Annotated in this window: 22 protein-coding genes; 14 read left to right on the forward strand and 8 right to left on the reverse strand. The window is 68.9% G+C overall.

The features are described 5' to 3' along the window. Nucleotides 1-196: 196 nt before the first annotated feature. The 3 genes from AC07U4_RS15695 to pdxH are packed head-to-tail and all read right to left on the reverse strand — an operon-like array spanning nucleotide 197 to nucleotide 2,513. Nucleotides 197-994, reverse strand: a complete 798-nt coding sequence (locus AC07U4_RS15695; RefSeq protein WP_495196044.1) for a PhzF family phenazine biosynthesis protein — start codon at nucleotides 992-994, stop codon at nucleotides 197-199. Next, the gene (locus tag AC07U4_RS15700) at nucleotides 991-1,938 is read right to left on the reverse strand and encodes a cation diffusion facilitator family transporter (RefSeq protein WP_038665451.1); all 948 of its coding nucleotides are present in this window, start codon (nucleotides 1,936-1,938) and stop codon (nucleotides 991-993) included. Before AC07U4_RS15700 ends, AC07U4_RS15695 begins: the two co-directional genes overlap by 4 nt. Continuing rightward, nucleotides 1,935-2,513: a pyridoxamine 5'-phosphate oxidase gene (gene pdxH, locus AC07U4_RS15705; RefSeq protein WP_495196045.1), complete on the reverse strand. Its 579-nt coding sequence runs from the start codon at nucleotides 2,511-2,513 to the stop codon at nucleotides 1,935-1,937. The genes AC07U4_RS15700 and pdxH overlap by 4 nt, the downstream gene beginning before the upstream one ends. A 262-nt stretch (nucleotides 2,514-2,775) precedes the next feature. Here pdxH and ku point away from each other — a divergent pair, with 262 nt between their 5' ends. After that, nucleotides 2,776-3,651 (forward strand): non-homologous end joining protein Ku, encoded by an 876-nt coding sequence (gene ku / locus AC07U4_RS15710; RefSeq protein WP_495196046.1) that lies wholly within the window; start codon nucleotides 2,776-2,778, stop codon nucleotides 3,649-3,651. Further along, on the forward strand, nucleotides 3,644-6,109 hold the full coding sequence (gene ligD, locus AC07U4_RS15715; protein ID WP_495196047.1) for a DNA ligase D: 2,466 nt from the start codon (nucleotides 3,644-3,646) through the stop codon (nucleotides 6,107-6,109). Before ku ends, ligD begins: the two co-directional genes overlap by 8 nt. A 246-nt stretch (nucleotides 6,110-6,355) precedes the next feature. On the opposite strand, the gene AC07U4_RS15720 is transcribed toward ligD, so the two are convergent. The 3 genes from AC07U4_RS15720 to AC07U4_RS15730 form a co-directional block, all read right to left on the reverse strand. Continuing rightward, nucleotides 6,356-7,243 (reverse strand): transglutaminase family protein, encoded by an 888-nt coding sequence (locus tag AC07U4_RS15720; protein ID WP_137899013.1) that lies wholly within the window; start codon nucleotides 7,241-7,243, stop codon nucleotides 6,356-6,358. A 241-nt stretch (nucleotides 7,244-7,484) separates the two neighbouring features. Further along, entirely contained in the window at nucleotides 7,485-9,959 is a 2,475-nt protein-coding gene (locus AC07U4_RS15725; RefSeq protein WP_495196048.1) for a circularly permuted type 2 ATP-grasp protein, read from the reverse strand. A gap of 292 nt (nucleotides 9,960-10,251) precedes the next feature. Further along, nucleotides 10,252-11,331: a LacI family DNA-binding transcriptional regulator gene (locus AC07U4_RS15730; protein WP_495196049.1), complete on the reverse strand. Its 1,080-nt coding sequence runs from the start codon at nucleotides 11,329-11,331 to the stop codon at nucleotides 10,252-10,254. Nucleotides 11,332-11,552: 221 nt separating this feature from the next. Here AC07U4_RS15730 and AC07U4_RS15735 point away from each other — a divergent pair, with 221 nt between their 5' ends. Then, nucleotides 11,553-11,819 carry a hypothetical protein gene (locus tag AC07U4_RS15735; protein ID WP_495196050.1) on the forward strand — a complete coding sequence of 89 codons (267 nt, stop codon included), beginning with the start codon at nucleotides 11,553-11,555 and terminating at the stop codon, nucleotides 11,817-11,819. Nucleotides 11,820-11,891: 72 nt separating this feature from the next. Here AC07U4_RS15735 and AC07U4_RS15740 read toward each other — a convergent pair whose 3' ends face one another. Continuing rightward, nucleotides 11,892-12,890, reverse strand: coding sequence for an NAD(P)H-quinone oxidoreductase (locus tag AC07U4_RS15740; RefSeq protein WP_495196051.1), 999 nt, complete (start codon nucleotides 12,888-12,890; stop codon nucleotides 11,892-11,894). A gap of 95 nt (nucleotides 12,891-12,985) precedes the next feature. Here AC07U4_RS15740 and AC07U4_RS15745 point away from each other — a divergent pair, with 95 nt between their 5' ends. Both AC07U4_RS15745 and clpA read left to right on the forward strand, forming a co-directional pair. Continuing rightward, on the forward strand, nucleotides 12,986-13,180 hold the full coding sequence (locus AC07U4_RS15745) for a DUF1192 domain-containing protein (RefSeq protein WP_137898998.1): 195 nt from the start codon (nucleotides 12,986-12,988) through the stop codon (nucleotides 13,178-13,180). Between the two features lie 134 nt (nucleotides 13,181-13,314). Further along, nucleotides 13,315-15,630: an ATP-dependent Clp protease ATP-binding subunit ClpA gene (gene clpA, locus AC07U4_RS15750; protein WP_038665433.1), complete on the forward strand. Its 2,316-nt coding sequence runs from the start codon at nucleotides 13,315-13,317 to the stop codon at nucleotides 15,628-15,630. Nucleotides 15,631-15,940: 310 nt separating this feature from the next. Here the strand turns inward: clpA and AC07U4_RS15755 are convergent, their stop codons facing one another. Continuing rightward, a complete protein-coding gene (locus tag AC07U4_RS15755) occupies nucleotides 15,941-16,354 on the reverse strand; it encodes an NUDIX hydrolase (RefSeq protein WP_495196052.1) in 414 nt (137 codons plus the stop codon). A 463-nt stretch (nucleotides 16,355-16,817) separates the two neighbouring features. On the opposite strand from AC07U4_RS15755, the gene AC07U4_RS15760 reads away from it, so the two are divergent. The 9 genes from AC07U4_RS15760 (at nucleotide 16,818) to tgt (ending at nucleotide 24,439) form a co-directional block, all read left to right on the forward strand. Then, entirely contained in the window at nucleotides 16,818-18,461 is a 1,644-nt protein-coding gene (locus tag AC07U4_RS15760) for a GGDEF domain-containing protein (RefSeq protein ID WP_495196053.1), read from the forward strand. Nucleotides 18,462-18,519: 58 nt separating this feature from the next. Further along, a complete protein-coding gene (locus tag AC07U4_RS15765; RefSeq protein WP_038665427.1) occupies nucleotides 18,520-18,711 on the forward strand; it encodes a hypothetical protein in 192 nt (63 codons plus the stop codon). A gap of 63 nt (nucleotides 18,712-18,774) precedes the next feature. Further along, complete coding sequence (locus AC07U4_RS15770; RefSeq protein ID WP_038665424.1) at nucleotides 18,775-19,014, forward strand: exodeoxyribonuclease VII small subunit; 240 nt, start codon at nucleotides 18,775-18,777, stop codon at nucleotides 19,012-19,014. A 4-nt stretch (nucleotides 19,015-19,018) separates the two neighbouring features. Beyond that, complete coding sequence (locus tag AC07U4_RS15775; RefSeq protein ID WP_495196054.1) at nucleotides 19,019-19,909, forward strand: polyprenyl synthetase family protein; 891 nt, start codon at nucleotides 19,019-19,021, stop codon at nucleotides 19,907-19,909. A gap of 11 nt (nucleotides 19,910-19,920) precedes the next feature. Next, nucleotides 19,921-20,427 carry a pantetheine-phosphate adenylyltransferase gene (gene coaD, locus AC07U4_RS15780; RefSeq protein WP_038665421.1) on the forward strand — a complete coding sequence of 169 codons (507 nt, stop codon included), beginning with the start codon at nucleotides 19,921-19,923 and terminating at the stop codon, nucleotides 20,425-20,427. A gap of 325 nt (nucleotides 20,428-20,752) precedes the next feature. Beyond that, nucleotides 20,753-21,472: a peptidylprolyl isomerase gene (locus AC07U4_RS15785; protein ID WP_495181263.1), complete on the forward strand. Its 720-nt coding sequence runs from the start codon at nucleotides 20,753-20,755 to the stop codon at nucleotides 21,470-21,472. Next, nucleotides 21,469-22,503, forward strand: coding sequence for a tRNA preQ1(34) S-adenosylmethionine ribosyltransferase-isomerase QueA (gene queA, locus AC07U4_RS15790; RefSeq protein ID WP_495196055.1), 1,035 nt, complete (start codon nucleotides 21,469-21,471; stop codon nucleotides 22,501-22,503). Before AC07U4_RS15785 ends, queA begins: the two co-directional genes overlap by 4 nt. Further along, entirely contained in the window at nucleotides 22,503-22,961 is a 459-nt protein-coding gene (locus AC07U4_RS15795) for an EF-hand domain-containing protein (protein ID WP_495196056.1), read from the forward strand. The genes queA and AC07U4_RS15795 overlap by 1 nt, the downstream gene beginning before the upstream one ends. Before the next feature lie 341 nt (nucleotides 22,962-23,302). After that, the gene (gene tgt, locus AC07U4_RS15800; RefSeq protein ID WP_495196057.1) at nucleotides 23,303-24,439 is read left to right on the forward strand and encodes a tRNA guanosine(34) transglycosylase Tgt; all 1,137 of its coding nucleotides are present in this window, start codon (nucleotides 23,303-23,305) and stop codon (nucleotides 24,437-24,439) included.

Below are 24,439 nucleotides of genomic sequence, written 5' to 3' on the forward strand. Positions count from 1 at the left end.
GCCAGCGGCAACGTATTCGCCGCCCGATCAGCAGACCGACCGGTGCGCGCCTACGCGTCCACCCCAGTTCCGTCATCCCCGCGGAGGCGGGGATCCATAAACGCTGACGTTCCGGCTCAATCGAGGACCTGCGCGTCTGGATCCCCGCCTTCGCGGGGATGACAGACCTTGGGGGAACGCCACAGCGAAGGCGGATCTACGGCAGCAGGAACGTTCCCTCGATCACCGTCACGCAGGCGCCGCCGAGCACCACGCGGTCGCCCTCCAGCCGGCAGGACAAAGCGCCGCCGCGCGCGCTCGCCTGATAGGCGCCGAACCGGTCGGTGCCGAGCTTTTCCGCCCAATAGGGCACGATCACCGCATGCGCCGAGCCCGTCACCGGGTCCTCGTCGACGCCCGCGCCGGGCGCGAACATGCGGCTGACCACCGCGGCGGTCTCGCCGCGCGCGGTGACGATCGCCTGATGGTCGCCGGTCGCCGCCAGGGCGCGCAGGTCGGGACGGACGGCGCGAACCGCGGCTTCCGACTCCAGCACGATCACGCCATACCCCCCCTCGCGCCACAAGGTCTCGACCACATCGGTGACGCCCAACGCCGCGACGACCTCGGGCAGCGGCCGGGGTTCGGGCTTCCACGCCGGCAGCGCCAGCGTATAGCCCGCACCTTCCCGCATGACGGTCAGCACGCCTGCCCGGCGGGTGCGGAAGCGGACCTGCGTGCGGTCGGCGTCCGACGACAGCACGAAATGGCCGCTCGCGAGCGTGGCATGACCGCACAATCGCACCTCATGCCCCGGCGTGAACCAGCGCAGCTCGAAATCCGCCTCGCCGCTCGCATCGGGGATCAGGAAGGCGGTTTCCGAGAGATTGTTCTCCGCGGCGATCGCCTGCAGCACGTCGTCAGCGAGCCATTGCGACAGCGGCATCACCGCGGCGGGATTGCCGCCGAACGGCGCGTCGGCGAAGGCGTCGATCTGCGCGAACGGTATTCTCACAGGCGTTTCCCGAACCAATGGGGGGTGACGTCCGCCTCGACCAGCGGATTGTCGGTGTCGACATGGCCCTCGGGATCGAGGTGGATCAGCACCTCGACCTTGGGGAAGGTGCGGCGGAGGTTACGCTCGACCGATTCGACGATGTCGTGCGCCGCGCCGACGGTGAGGTCGCGGTCGACCTCCATGTGGAATTGCGCGAAATCGTGGCTGCCCGAGCGGCGCGTGCGGAAGTCGTGGATGCCCTTCAGTCCCGGCTGGCGCGCGGCGACGTCGAGGAAGGCGGCGCGCTCGTCGTCGGGCCATTCCTTGTCCATCAGCTGGTCGATGGCGTTGGACGACGCCTGGAACGCGCCCCAGGCCAGCCACAGGGCGATGACGATGCCGAGGATCGGATCGGCCTTGTGCCAGCCGAAATATTGATCGAGCACCAAAGCGATGATGACCGAACCGTTGAGCAGCACGTCGGACTGGTAATGGACGTTGTCCGCCATGATCGCGACCGAGCCGGTCTGGCGGATGATCTGGCGCTGGTACCAGAGCAGCACGATGGTCGCGCCGATCGCGACGATCGACACGCCGATGCCGAATTCGGCGTCGGCGGTCGGTCCGTTCTCGGACAATGCGGTGATCGCGCGCCACGCGATGCCCGCCGCCGAGGCGGTGATCAGCGCGACCTGGAACAGCGCGGCGAGCGCCTCCGCCTTGCCGTGGCCGAAGCGATGGTCGTGATCCGCCGGCGTCGCGGCGAGGCGCACGCCATACAGCGTGACGAGGCTGGCGAGCAGGTCGAGCGCGGTATCGGCGAGGCTGCCGAGCATCGCCACCGAACCGGTATGCCAGGCGGCGAAGCCCTTGAGCGCGAGCAGGAAGCACGCCATCGCCACGCTGGCGAGCGCGGCGCGCGTCGCCAGCGGCAGAAGCCGGCGCTGTTCGTCGCGCGTCATGGGAACAGCAACCCTTCGCGCCAGCCGTCGCCGGCGCGGGTGAACAGCCGGCGTTCGTGCAGACGATGCGCGCGATCCTGCCAGAATTCGATCGCATGCGGGGTGACGCGATAGCCGCCCCAATGCGGCGGGCGCGGCACGTCGTGGCCTTCGAACTGCGCCTTGGCGGCGTCGACCCGCGCCTCGAACGTCTCGCGCGAGTCGAGGGGGCGCGACTGGTCGGACGCCCAGGCGCCGAGCTGCGAATCGCGGCCCCGGCTGGCGAAATAGGCGTCCGATTCGGCGTCGCTGGCGAGGCTTACCGGCCCCTCGATGCGGATCTGGCGGCGCAGCGATTTCCAGTGGAACAGCAATGCCGCCTTGGGCACCGCGGCGAGATCGGCGGCCTTGCGCCCTTCGCGGTTGGTGTAGAAGACGAAGCCGTCCGGGCCATGGCCCTTGAGCAGCACCATGCGCACCGACGGCTGCCCCGTCGCATCGACGGTGGCCAAGGCCATCGCGTTGGAATCGTTGATTTCGCTGTCGCGCGCCTCGGCGTACCAAGAGTTGAACAGCGCAAAGGGGTCGTCAGCCATGCGCCGCCCTTAGCGCATGTTGATGCAACGGGAAATGCGCACACCCGATTCCTCCCCCGCCAGGGGGAGGTGGCGCCGCGTAGCGGTGACGGAGGGGGAGGATAGGCGGAAGCCTTGCTACGACGCTCCCGACCTATCCTCCCCCTCCACCACTCGGCTACCGCCGAGCGGTCCCCCTCCCCCTGGCGGGGGAGGAATGATGGGGGCGGAACGACTCCCGCGCCCGCGGATTAAATCGCTTCCGCAACGGAAAGACCCCATCATGCCCGCACGCGCCTATTGGCAAGGACAGATCCGGCTCGCTTTGGTGTCGATCCCGGTCGAGATCTATGCCGCCACCAAGAGCGGCGCGTCGGTCGCGTTCAAGCAGATCCACGAGCCGACCGGCCAGCCGATCCATTATGAGAAGATCGTCACCGGCGTCGGCCCGGTCGACACCGACGAGATCATGAAGGGCTATGAGGTGTCGAAGGGCGAGTTCGTGCTGCTCGAACAGGACGAGATCGACGCGGTGAAGCTCGAATCGAAGAAGACGCTGGAGCTGACCCAGTTCGTCGATGCGAGCGAGATCGACGTGCTCTATTACGAGAAACCCTATTTCGTCGTGCCGGCGGACGATCTCGCCGAAGAGGCGTTCATCGTGCTGCGCGAGGCGCTGCGGCGGACCAAGAAGGTCGGGCTCGGCCAATTGGCGATGCGCGGGCGCGAATATGTCGTCAGCCTGAAGCCGTGCGGGCGCGGGCTGGTGCTCGAGACGTTGCGCTATGCCGACGAGGTCAACAAGGCGCAGAGCTATTTCCGCGAGATCCCCGAGGGCAAGCCCGATGCCGAATTGCTCGACCTCGCCGAGGCGCTGATCGACAAGAAGACCTCGGCGTTCGATCCGCAGGAATTCCACGACCGCTATGTCGATGCGCTGAAGGACCTCGTCGAGCGCAAGCGCAAGGCGAAGGGCGCCAAGGTGATCGAGGACAAGGACGACGGCGGCAAGACGTCGAGCAACGTCGTCGACCTGATGGCGGCGCTCAAGAAGTCGATGGAGAGATCGGGCGCGGCCAAGGCGGAGACCAAGGCGGAGACGGGGGCGCCCGCGAAGAAGGCACCGGCCAAGAAGGCGCCGGCGAAGAAACGTGCCTGATCCGCTCGAACGCTATAACGCCAAGCGCGACTTCGCGAAGACTGCCGAGCCGGCGGGTACGCTGGCGCCGGGCCATGGCAACGGCTTCATGGTGCAGAAGCATGATGCGACGCGGCTGCACTGGGACTTCCGGCTGGAGGTCGACGGGGTGCTCAAGAGCTGGGCGGTGACGCGCGGGCCGAGCCTCGATCCCGACGAGAAACGGCTGGCGGTGCGCACCGAGGACCATCCCCTGTCCTATGCGACGTTCGAGGGGACGATCCCCAAAGGCGAATATGGCGGCGGCACGGTGATGCTGTGGGATCGCGGCACCTGGGCGCCGGTGGCGGGCAAATCGGCTAAGGATATCGACAAGGGGCATCTCCACTTCACGCTCGACGGCGAGCGGATGAAGGGCGAATGGCTGCTGATCCGGCTGAAGCCGCGCGCCAAGGAAAAGCGCGAGAACTGGCTGCTGCGCAAGCTCGACGACGCCTATGCCGGCGGCACCGATACGCTGGTCGAGGAGGCGCTGACCAGCGTCGATACGGGCCGGACGATGGCGGAGATCGCCGCGGGCAAGCCGGCGCGCAAGAGCGCCCCCGCCAAAGCGGCAAAGCCCGCGAAGGCCGTCAAACCTGCGAAGCGTCGCGCCGCCAAGCCGCAGGCGATGCCCGCCTTCCGCGACCCGCAGCTCTGCACCTTGGTCGACGCCGTCCCCGCCGGCACCGGCTGGCTGCACGAGGTGAAATATGATGGCTATCGCGCGCTGGTCGCGGTCGCCGGGGGCGAGGCGAAGGTCTTCACGCGCAGCGGACTCGACTGGACCGACAAATTCGCCGCGATCGCCGAGGCGGCCGCTGCGCTGCTCGTCGACAGCGCGCTGATCGATGGCGAGATCGTCGCGTTCAAGGATGGGCGGCCCGATTTCTCGACGCTCAAGGACGCCATTTCGGGCGGCGGCGACATGACGCTGTTCGCTTTCGACCTGCTCGAACTGAACGGCGAGGATCTGACCCCGCTGACCACCGTCGAGCGCAAGGACCGGCTGCGTGCGATGCTGACCGACGGGCCGCGCCTCCAGTTCGCCGAGCACGTGCTCGGTTCGGGCGAGGCGCTGTTCGAGGCGATGTGCAAGGAGGGGCTGGAGGGCGTCGTCTCGAAACGCGCCGACGCGCCTTATGCCGGCAAGCGCAACCGGACGTGGCTCAAGGCGAAATGCACGCGGCGGCAGGAGTTCGTCATCGTCGGCTGGACGCCGTCGGACAAGAAGCGCGGCTTCAAGTCGCTGCTGCTCGGCCTGCACGAAGACGGCGGCTTCCGCTATGCCGGCAAGGTCGGCACCGGCTTCGATCAGGCGATGATGGATGACCTCGCGGAGCGGCTGGCGGGGCTCGCGGTCAAGACGCCGCCGGTCGATGCGAAGAGCCTCAAGCCGTTCAAGGCGGCGCTGCGCGGCGCCAAATGGGTGAAGCCCGAACTCGTCGCCGAAATCGCTTTCGCCGAGGTGACGCCGGACAAGGTGCTGCGCCATTCGAGCTTCCTCGGCCTGCGCGGCGACAAGGCGGCGGCGGACGTGGTGGCGGAGGTCGCCGAACCCGCGCCCGCCGCGCCCGAGGTGCATATCAAGGTCAGCAGCCGCGACCGCGTGATCTTTCCGGAAAGCGACGTCACCAAGGGTGAGCTCGCCGATTATTATGCGCAGGTCTCGCCGATTATGCTGCCCTGGGCGGGGCGGCGGCCGGTCAGCCTGGTGCGCTGTCCGCAGGGGCGGGCCAAGCAATGTTTCTTCCAGAAGCATGACGCGGGCAGCTTCGGCGACACGGTGCATCATGTCGACGTCAAGGAGAAAGACGGCTCGGTGCAGCCCTATCTCTATGTCGACGATGCCGACGGGCTGGTCGCCTGCGTGCAGATGGGGACGATCGAATTCCACGGCTGGGGATCGCGGGTCGACGATCTGGAAAAGCCCGACCGGCTGGTGATCGACCTCGACCCCGACGAGGGGCTCGACTTCGCCGACACCAAGCGCGCGGCGGAGCATGTCAGCGCGCAGCTCGCCGAGCTGGGGCTGGTCAGCTTTCCGTTATTGTCGGGCGGCAAGGGCGTCCATGTCGTCGTGCCGCTGACGCCGCAGGCGGCATGGCCGGCGGTGAAGGACTTTGCGGATCGCTTCGCGCGGGCGTTGGCGGCGGCCGAGCCCGACCGCTACGTCGCGGTGATGACCAAGGCGAAGCGCAAGGGGAAGATCTTCATCGATTACCTGCGCAACCAGCGCGGCAGCACCGCGATCATGCCCTATTCGGCGCGTGCGCGGGCCGGTGCGCTGGTCGCGGCGCCGGTGTCGTGGACCGAGCTGCGCGATATCGATACCGCGGCGCGCTGGGGCGTGCGCGATGCCGAGGAACTGTTGCAGCGCGCGACGTCGCGGGCGCTGGCGGGCTGGGGCGTGGCGGAGCAGGTGCTGCCGGACTTGTGAGCAACACTGCCTTGCCCGATACCCCCCCCGTTTGTGCTGAGCCTGTCGAAGCACGGTGAGACCCACCTGCCCTTCGACAGGCTCAGGGCGAACGGGGGGGGGGAAGTGTATCAGACGTCGGAGGCCAGCGGCGCGACGTCGACGCTCACCGCGATGTTCTGTTTACCCCCCGTTCGTGCTGAGCTTGTCGAAGCACGGTGAGTCCCACTGCCCTTCGACAGGCTCAGGGCGAACGGGGGAAGTGTATCAGACGTCGGAGGCCAGCGGCGCGACGTCGACGCTCACCGCCATGTTCTGCGCCTGCGACCCCAGCACGACGCCGTCGACCGGCGCGATCTCGGCATAGTCGCGGCCGACCGCCATGACGATATGGTCGCCCGCCATCCAGATGCCGTTGGTGGGGTCGAGCCCGACCCAGCCGTGCACCGGCCCGCACCATAACAGCACCCAGGCGTGCGTCGCATCCGCGCCGACCAGCCGCGGCTGGCCCGCGGGCGGGATGGTGCGGATATAGCCGCTGGCATAAGCGGCGGGCAGACCGGCGGCGCGCAGGCCGGTGATCATGATCTGCGCGAAATCCTGGCAGACGCCCTTGCGCTTCAGGAACGCCTCGTGCGGCGGCGTGTCGACCAGAGTCGCGGTCGCATCGAAGGTGAAATCGTCCTGGATGCGCCGGGCGAGCGCGATCCCCGCCTCCAGCGCGCCGCGCGCCGGGTCGAGATCGGGGGCGCAATAAGCGGCGATGGCATGGTCGAGCGGGATCAGCGGCGACGGGAACAGGTAATTGGCCGGGCTCGCCGCGGACAGGTCGCGGCTGGCGCGCGCCAGCGCCGCGACCTCGCCCAGCGTCGGGTCGTCGGGCGAGGCCACCGGCACCAGCCGGTCGACGCGCATCCGCGACCGGCTCTCGATCGTCAGGCTGCGCACCGGCGTATCGATCACCAGCCGGGTGACGTTGGCGAGTCCCGCCTCGGCGCGCGCCGGGCTGAGCCGGCCGACCGGTTCGACGGTGAGCGCATAATCCTCGAGGCTCTGCCCCGGCCAGTCGATCGGCTTCAGCCGCAGGTTGCAGCGCGCGAACTTGACGTTGCCGCCATAGTCGAAGCGCGTGATGTGGCGGATATCATAGAGCATTTCACCGATCATGCCGTTTCCACCAGACGAGCGGCGCGTGTGCCTATAGCGACTGACTTGGGGCAGCCGGTCTCCCTACCCCTCTCGTCACCCCGGACTCGTTCCGGGGTCCACCGGGCCGCAGGCGCGCGTTCTCGCCTCAAGTCGTTCTCCCAGCCGCAGAGTGGACCCCGGAACAAGTCCGGGGTGACGGGGGAAAGCAGGCAAGCGCCCGACCCCCATCCGCAATGCTGCATCGCCCTCATGCCAGCGTCAGCCCGCCTTCGCGCAGCGGCTCGGCGCCCTGCAGGAAATAGCGGCGGGCGACGCTTTCCGACAGTTGCGCCAGCCGCCGTTCGAGGTCGCCGAGCACGTCGGCATCGAGCGTCGCCGCGGTGGTCATCGCCAGTGCGGCGGCGAGGCTGCGGCCGTGCGCCTGTTGCGGTTCGGGCATGCCGTCGTCGCTGAGCACCGGCAGGTCGCGCAGCCGCTCGCCGATCCGCTCCGCCTGATAGGCGAGGCTGCGCGGATTGCCCGGATCGAGCGCGACGAGGTCGACGACGGGGACGCGCGCGATTCCCGTCAGATAGCGCTGGCGATAGCTGATCTGGCTGTCGGCGAGGTCGAGCAGCGTCGACAGATCGTCGGCGGTCGCCCCCGGCATGCCGAACAGCCGCAGCGCGCGCGTCATCGCCATCGCCCGCTCGACGCGGCGGCCGAGATCGTGGAACCGCCACGCCGCGGTCCGCCCCATATGCTCCGCCGACAGGCCGGCGATCGCGACATAGCGGCGCTGGAGCGAGCCGGCGCGGTCGAGCATGCCGCGATGCGTCGGGAACGGCGCTTCGAGCAGGCGTACCATGTCCGCCGACAGCCGGTCGCGCGAGCCTTCGCCGATGCCGCGCGCGAGCCGGTTGATCGTCGCGACCGAATGCCAGCCCTCGTCCTCCATCGCCGTCCTGGCGAAGCCGGTGAGATCGGCACGACGCAGCGAGGCGGGATGCGGCGCCGCGCCGCCGCCGGCGATCAGCCCGACGAGCTTGCCGACCGTCGCCGAGGACAAGGCCGCGCCGCCATCGGCATCGATCGAATTGCCGAGCATGACGCGGATCGCCGCGAGCAACGCTTCGCCGCGCTCCAGATAGCGGCCGAGCCAGTAGAAATTGTCGGCGACGCGGCTCGGCAGCGTGCCGGGATTGCGGCGAACCTGATGCGAATCGGGGGCGGGGAGCAGCGACACCGGCTCGACCGTGTCGGCGCCGTGGATGCAGACGTCGGCGGACCAGGTGCCCTCCCCCAGCACGCTGGCGCGCGGGTCGGTCGCCTCGCCGATCCGCGCGAAGCCGCCGGGCAGCACCGTCCATTCGCCGTTGCCGTCGCGCGCGGCGAAGACGCGCAGCGTGAACGGCCGCGGCACCAATCGGTCGTCGATCACCACCGGCATGGTCGACAGGCGGACGATCTCCTGCCCGACATAATCCTGTGGCCGGCGTTCCATATCGGCGAGCAGCGCGGCGCGCTGGCCGGCGTCGAGTTCGGCGCCCGGCATCGTGCGGCCGCCGGGCAGGCCGAGCGGCACGGGGCCGAACGCGGACCCGATCAGCATCCGGTCGAGGTCTTCCTCGACGCGCGCACGCTCGGACGGCTGGCCGCACCACCAGGTCGCGATATTGGGCAGGTGCAGGCTCTCGCCGCACAGTCGCGTCGCGAGCTGCGGCAGGAAGGCGCCGAACGCCGGCGCCTCGAGCACGCCCGCGCCGGGGGCGTTGGAGAGTACGACATTGCCCGCGGCATAGGCATCGATCAGCCCCGGCACGCCGATCTGCGAATGCGAATCGAACGCCAGCGGGTCGAGCATGCGCGGATCGACGCGCCGCCACAGAGCATCGACGCGCTTGAGGCCGGCGATGGTGCGGACGTAGAGCTGGTTCTCGAGCGCGGCGAGATCGGCGCCCTCGACCAGCAACAGCCCGAGATAGCGCGCGAGATGCGCCTGTTCGGGATAGCTCGGGTTGAACCGGCCCGGCGTCAGCAGGCCGATACGCGGGTCGGTGCGGCGGCACATCGCGGCGATGCCGGCACGGAAGGCGGCGAAGAAGGGTGCGTGGCGCTGGACGTTGATCCGCGCCTGCAGCCCCCCCAGCGTGCGGCTGACCGCGAGCCGGTTCTCCAGCGCATAGCCGGCGCCGGCGGGCGCGCGCAGGTGATCGGCGAGCACGCGCCATTCGCCGGTCGGGCCGCGGCCGAGATCGATCGCGATGAAATGCAGGTGGCGGCCGCCGGGCGGCTCCAGCCCGACCATCGGCCGCAGGAAATAGGGGCTGCCGGTGACCAGAGCGGCGGGGATCAGCCCGCGCTCGACCAGCCGGCCGGGGCCGTAGAGGTCGGCGATCACCGTCTCCATCAGCGCGGCGCGCTGGGTGACGCCGCGGACGATCTGCGCCCATTCGTCCGCCGCGATCAGCAGCGGCACGGGGGAGACGGGCCACGGCCGCTCGTCCGCCTCGCCGATGATGCGGAAGCCCATGCCGATATCGGCGGCGTGGCGGCGGACGCGCTCGCGGACGTGGTCGAGATCGTCGGAGGCGACGGTGGCGAGTTCCTCGAACATCGCCGCCCAGGCGGCGTCGTCGCTGCCGCACAGCACGTCGCCCGCGGTGGTGCGCGCGCAATAATCCGTGATCCAGCGCCGCGCATGCGTCGCGGCGTCCGAGAGAGGCGCTGCCTGCGTCGCCATAGCCTAGCGTGTCACCTTCATCCGCCCTGCCCGGCACCGTCTACGCTTGCGCGCCGCGACGCAACCCATAACCGGCCGCCGCGACCAATCGAGGGCCGCGCCGCCGGTTCGCACGAGCCGAGGTGACGTTCACGCGGAGGCGCGGAGGTGTTGCGCTCGCCCGATCCGCGGTCCTTCCTATCGAACGACGGCGATGACAGGACCACATCGCCTACCCGGGCCATCTCCGCGCCTCCGCGCCTCCGCGCGAACATTCCTCTTCTTCTAGGCGCTTCGGGACCGTCGATCCAACCTAAAGGCTGGCGCGCGGCCGCCGCCGCGGCGGGGCGTCGGACTGGCGGCGGATCAGCGTATAGTCGAGCACCTGATGACGCGGGGCGTCGCCGCCGCGCTGGCGGCGAATGGTGCCGACGAGCAGCGCGACCGCGGCGCGCGCCATGTCGGCGATCGGCTGGTGGATGGTGGTGAGCTCGGGCCAGATCGCGGTCGACAGCGTCGTGTCGTCGAAGCCGCAAACGGTGAGGTCGCCGGGCACGTCGAGCCCACGGCGATGCGCCACCGCCACCGTCGCCGCCGCCATGTCGTCGTTGGACGAGAAGATCGCGGTCGGCGGGTCGGTCAGGCCGAGCAGTTGCTCGGCGGCGTCGAGGCCGGACAGATAGGTGAACAGGCCGTCGACGATCAGCGCGGGATCGATCGCGATCCCCGCTTCGGCCAGCGCCTCGCGATAGCCTTCCAGCCGCTGGTCGCTGGCGGAGAGATTGGGATTGCCGGCGATGAAGCCGATGCGGCGATGGCCGAGGTCCATGATATGCCGGGTCATCGTCGCCGCGGCGGCGCGGTCGTCGATGCGGATCGCCATCTGGCTCGCCGCGGGCAGCGCGGTGGCGACCGCGACGCTCGGGATATTCGCCGCGTCGAGCAATGCGAGCAGCGCCGGCGCCTCGCACAGCGGCGGCGGCAGGATGATGCCGTCGATGCCGCCGTCGATCAGATGCTGCGCGACCTCCAGCTCATGATCGCCGAGGTCGCATTTCTCGACGATGATCTGCACGTCGCTGCGGCTCGCCTGGTCGAGGCTGCCGAGCAGGAATTCGCTGAGGAAGCCGGCGCTGGGATTGCTGTAGAGCAGCCCGACGCGCGACGGCCCCGCCCCCGCCAGGCTGCGTGCGGCGGGATTGGGGGCGTAATTGAGCGCGGAGATCGCGTCGTTGACCCGGTCGCGGGTGGCGGGGCGGACGTTGCTTTCGCCGTTGATGACGCGCGAGACGGTCATCGGCGAGACGCCGGCGCGCTTGGCGACGTCGCTGATCGTCGGCGCGGAACCCGCCCGGCGGGAGGAGCGGGGCGGAGAAGCGGGAGGAAGAGTCATGACGCGCGCGGGACAATCCATTGGGGATGAACCGCAGGCATGGACGCAAGCGGCGAGGGGAGCAAGAGTTTCGCCAGTAAGGACGCGTGCGGTACGGAACCGCACCTGCCGCGGGTCAAGATTCCACTTGCATCGGAAAGGACCTCCGAACACAAACCGCGGCGCATGTCCGTCGGATAGATTTCAATAAGTTACCGTTTAAAGACAAGGGAGTTAACAACATGATCACGATCAAGCGCCTGCGCACGGCGATCGCCGGAACGGCATTGCTCGCCGCCCCCGTCGCCGCCTCCGCCGCCCCCGTCGCCCCGGCCGCCAATCCGGCGGCGAGCCTGTCGGTCGCCCGCGCCGCGGCGCCGGCTTCGTCGAAGAGCCACCTCGGCGCATCGGTGCCCGGCACCACGCTGATCAGCATCGGCATTCTCGCCGCACTCGTCGTCGGCGTGCTGGTCGCCACCGGCGGCGACGACGATTCGGACAGCAACTGATCCTTCGACCATGCCGAGGGGCCTCGTCACCGATGGTGGCGGGGCCCCGATCGTATCCGGCGCCGGCGCGGATCAGACGGTAAGCACGATCTTGCCGACGTGATCGCCCTCTTCCATCCGGGCGTGCGCCGCGGCCGTCTCGGCGAGCGGGAAGACGCGATCGATGATCGGGCGCAGCCGGCCGGCCTCGACATGTGGCCAGACGGTGCGGCCGATCTCGTCGGCGACCAGCGACTTGAACGCGGTGTCGCGCGGGCGCAGCGTCGATCCGGTCAGCGTCAGGCGGCGGCGCATGATCTCGAACAGCGGGATCGTCGCCTGCGCGCCGCCCTGCACCGCGATCGAGACGTGGCGGCCGTCGTCGGCGAGGCATTGCAGGTTGCGCGGCACGTAGTCGCCGCCGACCATGTCGATGACCGCGGTGACGCCCTTGCCGTCGGTGATCGCCTTGACCCGCTCGACGAAATCCTCGGTCTTGTAGTTGATCGCATGCGTCGCGCCGAGTTCGCGGGCGCGTGCGCATTTCGCGTCCGAGCCGGCGGTGACGATGATCGTCAGGCCGAAGATGTTGGCGAGCGCGATCGCCATCGTGCCGATGCCGCTGGTGCCGCCGTGCAGCAGCACGCTGTCGCCCTCGGTGGCGAAGGCGCGCTCGAACAGATTGGTCCACACGGTGAACAGCGTCTCGGGGATCGCCGCCGCCTCGATCATGTCGAGCCCGGCGGGCACCGGCAGGCACTGGCCGGCGGGCGCGACCGCATATTGGGCGTAGCCGCCGCCGGCGAGCAGCGCGCAGACGCGCTGGCCGAGCAGCGCGTCATCGACATCGGCACCGAGCGCGACGACGGTACCGGCGATCTCCAGCCCGGGAATCGACGGCGCGCCCGGCGGCGGCGGATAGCCGCCCTTGCGCTGGAGCACGTCGGGGCGGTTGACCCCGGCGGCGGCGACGCGGATCAGCACCTCGCCCGCGCCGGGGCGCGGCACCGGCCGTTCGACCAGCGTCAGCACTTCGGGGCCGCCGGGCGCCTCCGGATCGATCGCCTGCATCGTCTCGGGCACTTCGCTCATCCGGTCGCATCCTGTCCGTAGCTCGCCCGACCGCGGAGATACGGGCATGACGGCCTTATTGACATCGTGCGGGCGGGGGTCAACGTTATGCGACGATGGAATCGGACGACGCCCCGTCGCGTCCCAATGACGCATTGACCGAGCTGCTGCGGCAGGATCTCGATCCGCTGTCGGTCGCCGAGCTCGACGCGCGGCTCGTCGCGCTGGAGGGCGAGATCGTCCGGACCCGGCTGGCGCGCGAGCGATCCGTTAACCACCGCGCAACCGCCGACGCGTTATTCCGGCGATGAACCGGCAGGGCACTCGACCGGCCGCGTGCAGGATGCCGACGGTGCGACGTCAAGTGCTTGATGCGGACGCCCGCGATACCGACATGGTTGGAAAGGGCGCGGCGACCCACCGCGGCCCGACTGGAGTAATCTGAATGCCATCCTTCGCCCCCGCGCTCGAGACCACGCTGCACAAGGCGCTCGAAGCCGCGTCCTCGCGTCGGCACGAATATGCGACGCTCGAACATCTGCTGCTCGCGCTGATCGGCGACGAACATGCCTCCAAGGTGATGGAGGCGTGCCACGTCGAGCTCGGCGATCTCAAGACCACCGTCGCGCATTATCTCGACACCGAGCTCGACGCGCTCAAGGTCGATGCCGCGACCGATCCGTCGCCGACCAGCGGCTTCCAGCGCGTCGTCCAGCGCGCGATCCTGCACGTGCAATCGTCGGGTCGCGACGAGGTGACCGGCGCCAACGTGCTCGTCGCCTTGTTCAGCGAGCGCGAGAGCTATGCCGTCTATTTCCTGCAGCAGCAGGACATGAGCCGCCTCGATGCCGTGAGCTTCATCAGCCACGGCGTCGGCAAGGGCGGTGCCGCGACCGAAGCCACGACGCCGAAGGGCGCCGAGGACGACAAGCCCGCCAAGGGACAGGAGAAGGGCAAGACGGAAAGCGCACTCAAGCAATTCACCGTCGACCTCAACGAGAAGGCGAAGATCGGCAAGGTCGATCCGCTGATCGGGCGCGGGCCGGAGGTGGATCGCACGATCCAGATCCTGTGCCGCCGGTCGAAGAACAACCCGCTCTATGTCGGCGATCCCGGCGTCGGCAAGACCGCGATCGCGGAAGGGCTCGCGCGCAAGATCGTCGAGGGCGAGGTTCCCGACGTGCTGCTCGAGGCGGTGATCTACAGCCTCGACATGGGCGCCTTGCTCGCCGGCACGCGCTATCGCGGCGATTTCGAGGAGCGGCTGAAGGCGGTCGTCAACGAGCTGGAGAAGCTGCCGCACGCGGTGCTGTTCATCGACGAGATCCACACCGTGATCGGTGCCGGCGCGACCAGCGGCGGCGCGATGGATGCGTCCAACCTGCTGAAGCCCGCGCTGTCGGGCGGCACGATCCGCTGCATCGGTTCGACCACCTACAAGGAGTTCCGCAACCACTTCGAGAAGGACCGCGCGCTGCTGCGGCGCTTCCAGAAGATCGACGTCAACGAGCCGACGATCGAGGATACGATCAAGATCCTCGCCGGCCTGCGCTCGGCGTTCGAGGATCATCACAACGTCAAATACACCCCCGATGCGATCAAGTCGGCGGTGGAGCTGTCGGCGCGCTACATCAACGATCGCAAATTGCCCGACAAGGCGATCGACGTGATCGACGAGGTCGGCGCGATGCAGATGTTGGTGCCGCTCAACAAGCGCAAGAAGACGATCACCGCCAAGGAGATCGAACAGGTGATCGCGACGATGGCGCGCATCCCGCCGAAGTCGGTCAGCACCGACGACAAGGCGGCGCTGGAAAGCCTCGAAACCGATCTGAAGCGCGTCGTCTTCGGCCAGAACAGCGCGATCGAGAAGCTCGCGTCGGCGATCAAGCTCGCCCGCGCCGGTCTGCGCGAACCCGAGAAGCCGATCGGCAACTATCTGTTCACCGGCCCGACCGGCGTCGGCAAGACCGAGGTCGCCAAGCAATTGTCGTCGATCCTGGGCATTCCGCTCCAGCGCTTCGACATGAGCGAATATATGGAGCGACATTCGGTCAGCCGGCTGATCGGTGCGCCGCCGGGCTATGTCGGCTTCGACCAGGGCGGGCTGCTGACCGATGCGGTCGACCAGAATCCGCATTGCGTGCTGCTGCTCGACGAGATCGAGAAGGCGCATCCCGATCTGTTCAACATCCTGTTGCAGGTGATGGACAACGGCCGCCTCACCGACCAGCACGGCAAGTCGGTCGATTTCAGGAACGTCATCCTGATCATGACCACCAATGCCGGTGCGTCGGACATGGCGCGCGAGACGGTCGGTTTCGGCAATCTCACCCGCGAGGGCGAGGACGAGCAGGCGGTGCAGAAGATGTTCACGCCGGAATTCCGCAACCGGCTCGATGCGATCGTGCCGTTCGGTTACCTGCCGACCGAGGTGGTCGCGCGGGTGGTGGACAAGTTCATCCTCCAGCTCGAACTCCAGCTTGCCGACCGCAACGTCCACATCAATCTGGACGATGCCGCCAAGAGCTGGCTGACCGAGAAGGGCTATGACAAGCTGTACGGCGCGCGTCCGATGGGTCGCCTGATCCAGGAGAAGATCAAGCAGCCGCTCGCCGAGGAACTGCTGTTCGGCAAGCTCGTCCATGGCGGCGAGGTCACGGTGCGGATGAAGGACGGTGCGCTGTCGTTCGGCATCGAGCCCGCGGCACCAAAGAAGCCCAAGAAGAAGGGCAAGGCCGAACCGGTCGACGCCAAATAGGGTTCGGACGACGATGCAGAGCGGGCCGGACTGGCGACAGTCCGGCCCGTTTTGGTTGGGGAGTGCGGCGTACGGTCGACAGACTGTGCGCCACCCGGACGTCGTCGCGCCGGTGGTGGTTTGCTCAGTAATGCCCCGGCAAGGGCGATACCCGACCAGTGCTCCTGCGAACGCAGGAGCCCAGGAGTCCCGAGCACCGCAAGGTGTTGTCCTGCTTGGCCCTGGGTTCCTGCTTTCGCAGGAACACGGTGCTGATCCGTCGATATCACGGCGCTTTGCAGGAAAAGCCCCCGGACGCGCGCACGCTACCCTATGCCCCGATCACCCGCAGAGCCGCCACGGCGACCCGCGTCGGCGTGGTCAGTTGCTCGGGCAGCGCGTCGAGCGCGAACCATCGCGGTCCCTCATGCTTGGTCGGCTCGCAATTGCGCGGCGTGCCGGTGAAGTCGCGGACGCGATAGACCGGCGCGACCCAATGCGTGCCGGCGTCGGCATCGATCTGGTCGACCCAGCACAGCCACTCCGCAGCACCGACGGTGATGCCGAGCTCCTCCGAAACCTCGCGGCGCATCGCCGCTTCGGCGGTTTCGAACAGGTCGATCTTGCCGCCGGACAGGCCCCAGCAGCCCGCCTCGGGCGGCTTGAGCCGGCGCAGCAGCAGGATCTGGCCATCGACGACGATCGCCGCGCCGCAGCCGACGCGCGGTTCGGTCATGGATTGCATGCGTCCCTCCCTGGGTGGAATCGATGATCTTGGTCACAAATTCCTCGCCCGCCAAGGCAGGGCTATCGCCTATGGCTGCGGTGATGAGGTTCGATCGGTTTCGTTAGCAGGATCGTCACCCCGGACTCGTTCCGGGGTCCACCGGGCCGCGAAAGAAGGGTGTCGACTCAAGCCTTACGCCTCGCCGCAGGGTGGACCCCGGAACAAGTCCGGGGTGACGGGGTCAGCTTGGAAGAGGACAGGCTCACACGGGCGTCCATATGTGATTGCCCTGCCCGCAAGGGGGGGGCGGCATGCGATAGTCCACGAGCTGAACGTCGATCTTTCCCCGGGCACCGGTATGCCCGATCGCCGCCACCGGGCAAATCGGCTTACCCTGTTGTTAACCAATGGTTTGCACTCGACTGCTAGCCCGCGGCTCATGTCGAGCGCGCCCGCAATACGATGGATCCTCACCGTCCTGTTGCTGGCCCTGACCGCGTTCGCCGCCGATCCGGCCCATGCCGCCGTCCACGTCCCGCTGCGCGCCTGCATCCTCCCTGCCACCGGTCAGGCGGACGGCCGCACCGCCGCGATGCTGTTCACGCAGCCGCAGCGCTTCGACTGCGCGGGCAAGCAGACCGCCTATGGCGCGGGCGACTATTGGATATTGTCGCAGCCGCTGCCCGCCACCGGCGACGCGCCGTTGCGCGTGCGCCAGGCGAGCCTGTGGCAGACACGCGCGACGCTCTACGTGCTCTATGCCGATGGCGCGATCCGCCGGACCGGCTTCACCAGCGCCAATACCGGCCGGCACCTGCGCCTCGGTGCGATCATCGAACTGGCGCTGCCGCGTCACGCCGCGCCGCCGGTGCGGTTGCTGTGGCACGTCGAGGGGGCGCTCAACCGCCGCGGCGTGGTGATCGGCCCGACGCTGATCGACCGCGACGCCGCCGCCGCCGCCGACATGACGATGGCCGCGCTCTATGCGGCGTTCGCCGGCATGTGCCTCGCGCTGCTCGTCTACAATCTCGCGCTCTGGGCGGCGCTGCGCCAGGCGTTCCAGCCGGCCTATTGCCTGATGGTGCTGTGCCTGCTCGGTTATGCCTTCACCTCGTCGGGGCTGCTCGGCCAGATCACCGGCATCGACAACAACGATCGCCAGCGGATCAATTACGTGCTGCTCGCCGGCTCCGCCGCCGCGGCACTGGTCTTCGCGCGCGCCTTCTTCGAACGCCGCGTGTTCGACGGCTGGCTGCGGCCGTACAGCAGCGCGGTCATCGCCTTCGTCCTGCTCGCCGCCGCCGCTTACGCCGGACTGACCCCGCGCTTCGCCGCGATCACCGATCTGATCAGCACTTCGAGCTATCTGTTCGTCATCACTTTGCTCGCCCCGATCCTGATCCGCGCCTATCGCCGGCGCAGCAACTATCTGTGGGTCTTCGGCCTCGCCTGGGGCGCGCCGGTGGTGCTGGGCAGCGTCCGCATCCTGGCGGCGTTCAACGTCTTCGCCTGGCAATTGTGGATCGACAATTCGACGCTGCTGGCGATGGCGCTGGAGGCGGCGCTGTCGTCGCTCGGCGTCGCCTATCGCATCCGCCTGCTCAGCCTGGAGCGCGACGCGGCACGCGAGCAGGAGATCGCCGCCCGCCTGCTCGCCGCGACCGACCCGCTCACCGGCCTGCTCAACCGCCGCGCCTTCCTCGACGGCGCGATCGGCCGCGAGGACGCGCATCAGCTGATCCTCGTCGACATCGACCATTTCAAGCGGATCAACGAGACGATCGGCCATGACGGCGGCGACGAGGTGCTGCGCCTCATCGCCCGCTCGCTGCGCGCAGCCGCCACGCCCGAGGCGCTGGTCGCGCGGATCGGCGGCGAGGAATTCGCGCTGCTGGTACGTGCCGATACGCCGCTCGACGCGCGCGCGGTGCTCGACCGGCTGCGCATGGAGCGGATGCCGTTCGACCTGGTCGTTACCGCCAGCATCGGCACCTGCACCGGCACGCTGACCCGCGAGACCGACTGGAAGGCGCTGTACCGCTGCGCCGATCGTGCCCTGTTCGCCGCCAAGGCGGCCGGACGCGACCGCGTCCGCCACGGTGCCCCGCTCGCCCAGGTGGCATGACCCGCTGGCAGCGGGGCCGGCTTTCTGGTACGAATTCACCCATCGGGAGGATTGCGCGATGAGGGACCGTCGGAAACTGGCCGTGGCAGGCATCGCGCTCGCCTCGCTGCTCGCGCTACGCCACCCGACGCCGGACATCCGGTTGCTCACCCACGACATCGGCGATCCGCGCCCGCATCGCGTCCAGGCGGCGATCGACCTCGGGCTGGTCGGCGTGTCGGTGCTCTACACCTGGACCGCCCGCCGCTGAGCGGGCGCGGCGATGCCGCCGCCCGTGCTTGCGCCTGCTGCGACGCTGCCGCATAGCGAGGCCATGGATAATCCTATCGAAAGCCTGTCGTTCGAAGACGCGCTCAAGGAGCTGGAACGGATCGTCGGCCGGCTCGAAAGCGGCGAGGCGACGCTGGACGAATCGATCCAGCTCTACGAGCGCGGCGACCGCCTGCGCCAGCGCTGCGCCGAGCGGCTCGACGCCGCGCAGGCGCGGATCGAGGCGATCCGCCTCGATGCCGAGGGCAAGGCGACGGCGACGCGCCCCTTTGCCGCAGGCTGATCGCGTGACGACGACGCTCGATGCGGCTCTGGCACGCATATCCGCGGACATCGACGCGCGGTTCGACCGGCTGCTCGCGATCCCCGACGATCCCCGCGCCGATCTGTATCGCGCGATGCGGCATGCGGCGATCGGCGGCGGCAAGCGGCTGCGGCCGCTGCTGGTCGGCGCGACCGCCGATCTGTTCGGCGTCGACCGCGACTGTTCGGGCGACGTCGCGCTCGCGGTCGAGGCAATCCACGTCTATTCGCTGATCCACGACGATCTGCCGGCGATGGACGACGACGACCTGCGCCGCGGCAAGCCGACCGTGCACAAGGCATTTGACGAGGCGACCGCGATCCTCGCCGGCGACTGCCTGCACGCGCTGGCGTTCGAGATCCTCGCCGATCCCAGGACGCACGCCGATCCCTTCGTCCGCGCCGAGCTGGTGATGGAACTCGCGCGCGCCTCCGGGCCGGGCGGCATGGCCGGCGGGCAGATGATGGACCTCGTCGCCGAACGCTCGCGCTTCGATCTCGCCACCGTCACCCGGCTGCAGCAGATGAAGACCGGCGCGCTGATCTCCGTCTCGGTCGAGCTGGGTGCGATCCTCGGCCGCGTCCCGCCGGAGGGGCGGCGCAGCCTGCACGGCTATGCCCACGACCTCGGCCTCGCCTTCCAGATCGCCGACGACCTGCTCGATGCCGAGGGCGACGAGGCGGTGGTCGGCAAGGCGCTGCGCAAGGACGGCGAGGCGGGCAAGGAGACGTTCCTGTCGCTGCTCGGCGTCGACCGGGCGCGCGAGCAATGCCGCATGCTTGTCGACCAGGCGGTACGGCACCTCCACGGGTACGGCGCCGAAGCCGACGTGCTGCGCGAGGTCGCGCGCTACGTCGTCGAACGCGATCGCTGAAGGGTAACGACATGGCAGAGCGGATCGGCGTCTATCCCGGCACCTTCGACCCCATCACCTTGGGGCATATGGACATCATCCGGCGCGGCGCGAAGCTGGTCGACCGGCTGATGATCGGCGTCACCACCAACCCGTCCAAGTCGCCGATGTTCACGATCGAGGAGCGGATGGCGATCGTCCGCCGCGAGGTGGCGGGGATCGGCGGCACGGTCGAGGTCGTCGCCTTCGATTCGCTGCTGATGGACTTCGCCGAACGCCAGGGCGCCAGGGTCATCATCCGCGGCCTGCGCGCGGTGGCGGACTTCGAATATGAATATCAGATGGCGGGGATGAACCAGCAGATCAATCCGCGGGTCGAGACCGTCTTCCTGATGGCCGACGTCGCGCTGCAACCGATCGCCAGCCGGCTGGTCAAGGAAATCGCTTTGTTCGGCGGCCCGATCGGCAAGTTCGTCACCCCCGCCGTCTGCGCCGAAGTGGTCGCCCGCGTCGAGGTGATCGGCCGCAAGGGCAGCTGAGGGCGCTCCGTACGTTACCCCACGGCCAGGGCCATCGGACAGGGGCATGACGAGACTCGATCGATCTCCCCAACGGCCCGTCACCCCGGACTGGTTCCGGGGTCCACCGGGCCGCAATTGCGCGCTTGCTCCTCAAGCCTCCCTCCTCGCCGCAGGGTGGACCCCGGAACGAGTCCGGGGTGACGACATGCGTATGATAGCGGATCGACCAGCGAGGCAGCGACGCGAGACGCAGGCCAAGCATCAGGAACGTCTGACCACGTTCAGTTTGGTGCAATCCGCATTTTGTTCTAAGCCGCCGGCACCACCCAAGGTTGGATATTCCATGCGCCCGTTCGCCCGTCTGTTCGCGTTTCTTCTCTGCCTGTTCGCGCTGCCCTTCGCAGCGACCGCCGCCGCGGCGCAGGCGGTGCCCGGGGTCGCCGAACGGGCGACGCCGCCGGCGACCACCGACAAGGAAAACCTTTGGCTGATCGATCTGTCGGACGGCGGCCGGGTGACGATCTGGCTGCGCCCCGATGTCGCGCCGAAGATGGTCGAGCGAGTCAAGACGCTGACCCGGCAGGGCTTCTACAACGGCCTGCTGTTCCACCGCGTGATCGACGGCTTCATGGCGCAGGGCGGCGATCCCAAGGGCGACGGCACCGGCGGCTCGACGCTGCCCAACGTCGCGGCCGAGTTCAACTATCTGCCGCACGTCCGCGGCGCGGTGTCGGCGGCGCGTGCCGATGCCGAGAACAGCGCCAACAGCCAGTTCTTCATCGTCTTCCAGCCGCGGCTCAGCCTCGACAAGAAATATACGGTGTTCGGGCGGGTGATCGACGGGATGCAATATGTCGACGCGATCGAACGCGGCGAGCCGCCCGCCAATCCGACCCGGATCGTCCGCGCCTATATCGCCGCCGACAATCCCCCGCCCTACACTGCCGCGGCCGCGCCGGCGCCGGTGACGCTCGGCGCGCCGGTGACGCTGCCCGGTGCGGGCCCGGCCGGCACCGCCGCGCCCAAGCGCGCGCCCGCCGGGGCCGCGCCCGCGCGCAAGTGAGGGTCGACCTTTTCGACTTCGACCTGCCGGCCGAGCGGATCGCGCTGCGTCCGGCGGTGCCGCGCGATGCGGCGCGGCTGCTCGTCCTCGACGGCGAGGCGACGCGTGACCTGACCGTCGGCGCCCTGCCCGGCCAGCTGCGCGCCGGCGACTGCCTGGTGTTCAACGACACGCGCGTCATCCCGGCGCAGCTCGAAGGGCGGCGTGGCGATGCGACGATCGGCGCGACGCTGCACAAGCGCGAGGGGCCGCGCCGCTGGCGCGCCTTCATCCGCAACGCCAAGCGGCTGCGCGACGGCGATACGATCGACTTCGGCGCGGGGGTCGGCGCGCGCGCCTCCGATCGCGGCGAGGACGGCAGCTTCGCGCTCGACTTCGCCGGCGACGAGCCGGTCGAGCTGCTGCTCGAGCGCGCCGGCCGCATGCCGCTGCCCCCCTATATCGCCGCCAAGCGCCCGACCGACGCGCAGGATGCGACCGATTACCAGACGATGTTCGCCGCCGAACCCGGTGCGGTCGCCGCGCCCACCGCGGCGCTGCACTTCACCCCGGCGCTGATCGACGCGCTCGCCGCGGCGGGGATCGCGCACGAGACGCTGACGCTGCACGTCGGCGCCGGCACCTTCCTGCCGGTCAAGGCGGAGGACACCGCCGATCACCGCATGCACGCCGAATGGGGCCGGATCGACGCCGCGACCGCCGACCGGCTCAACGCGGTGCGCGCGAACGGCGGCCGGGTGATCGCGGTCGGCACCACCTCGCTGCGCCTGATCGAAAGCGCCGCGCGCGCCGATGGCGTCATCGCCCCGTTCGAGGGCGACACCGCGATCTTCATCACCCCCGGTTACGCCTTCCGCGGCATCGACGGGCTGGTGACCAACTTCCATCTGCCCAAATCGACGCTGTTCATGCTGGTATCGGCGCTGATGGGGCGGGAGCGGATGCAGGCGGCCTACGCGCATGCGATCGCCGCGGGCTATCGCTTCTATAGCTATGGCGATGCGTCGCTGTTGCTGCCGGCGCGATCGTGATGCTGCTCGCGCTGCTGCTCCAGGCCGCCGTCCCGGCCTCGTCCTTGCCCGCTGCGCCGGGCCAGCCGCCGGCGACCTTCGTCGTCGAGCCGGTCGGCATGGCGATCGCGGGATTCGATGCCGACGGCGACGGGCGGACCAGCCGCGCCGAGCTCGACGCGGGCGTGCGCCGTAGCTTCGCCGCGGTCGACAGCGCGCAGGCCGGCGCGATCGGCTATATCGCCTTCGCCGACTGGGCGGAGCGCTGGCTCGGCGATCGCAACGCGCTGCCGAGCCCGTTCGAGGTCGACGGCGACGGCGACAATCGGATCACCCTCGCCGAGCTGCAGGCGGCGTTCGCGCGCATCTTCGCGCGGCTCGACGTCGACAAAGACGGCTTCGTCACCCGCAAGGAGCTGCTGACGATCCGCGCCATGGCCGGCCGGACGATGGGGCCGCCCGGCAAGCGCAAGCGCTGAGACCGGTCGACATCCGCTGAGGCTGCGACTCAAACGAGATCCGTCAACCGGACTGGACTCGAGACGTCTGATAAACGCCACGTGCTCCTGCGGAAGCAGGAGCCCAGGAGTCCCGAGCGCCATAAGACGTTGCTTTGCTTGATCCTAGGCTCCTGCTTTCGCAGGAGCACTGTACTGCTCAACCGATGATGCGGACGTTCGGCGAGGTGTCGGTTTGATCCGGTGTGACGAAGGAGCGAACGCGCGAAATCTCTCAGGTCGTTCCAGCCATCGTTCCATCGCCTTGCTATCGCACCCCGACGCTCGACACCGCGCGCCGGCTTCGCCAAAGCGGGACGATCATGTCCCCGCGTTTCGCCTTCACCATCGCCGCCAACGACGGCCGTGCCCGCACCGGCTCCATCCGGATGCAGCGCGGCACGATCCGCACCCCCGCCTTCATGCCGGTCGGCACCGCCGCCACGGTGAAGGCGATGAAGCCGGCGGACGTCGCGGCGAGCGGCGCCGACATCATCCTCGGCAACACCTATCACCTGATGCTGCGTCCCGGCGCGGAGCGGGTGGCGCGGCTCGGCGGGCTCCACGCCTTCATGGGCTGGGAGCGGCCGATCCTCACCGATTCGGGCGGCTATCAGGTGATGAGCCTCGCCGATCTCACCAAACGCTCCGAGGAGGGCGTGTCGTTCAAGTCGCATCTCGACGGCACCCGCCATCTGCTCAGCCCGGAACGCTCGATCGAGATCCAGCGGCTGCTCGGTTCCAACATCGTCATGGCGTTCGACGAACTGGTGCCGACCACCTCGACGCGCGAGGTACAGGCCGCGGCGATGGAGCGCTCGATGCGCTGGGCGAAACGGAGCCGCGCCGCGTTCGACGCGGGCGGCGATCATGGCGCCAACAATGCGATCTTCGGCATCCAGCAGGGCGCGCTCGACGAGGGGCTGCGCAAGGCGTCGGCGGACGCGCTCGTCGACATCGGCTTCGACGGCTATGCGGTCGGCGGCCTCGCGGTCGGCGAGGGGCAGGAGGCGATGTTCGGCTGCCTCGACTTCGCGCCCGCGCAGCTGCCGGCGGACCAGCCGCGCTATCTGATGGGGGTCGGCAAGCCCGACGATATCGTCGGCGCGGTCGAGCGCGGCATCGACATGTTCGACTGCGTCATGCCGACGCGGTCGGGACGGACGGGGCAGGCCTTTACCCGCGACGGGCCGATCAACCTGCGCAACGCCAGATTCGCCGAGGACCAGGGGCCGCTCGACGCCGAATGCCCCTGCCCCGCCTGCACGACGTGGAGCCGGGCCTATATCCATCATCTCGTCCGGTCCGGCGAGATTCTCGGCGCAATGCTGATGACCGAGCATAACATCTGGTTCTACGAACGCTTGATGGCGGACCTGCGACGCGCCATTGCAGCCCAGGAACTGACCCTGTTCGCGAACGCGTTCCGCGCGCGCTACAAGCGGGGCAAGGGAGAGTAA

It is taken from the genome of Sphingomonas sp. GW821-FHT02B09 (assembly GCF_059421875.1).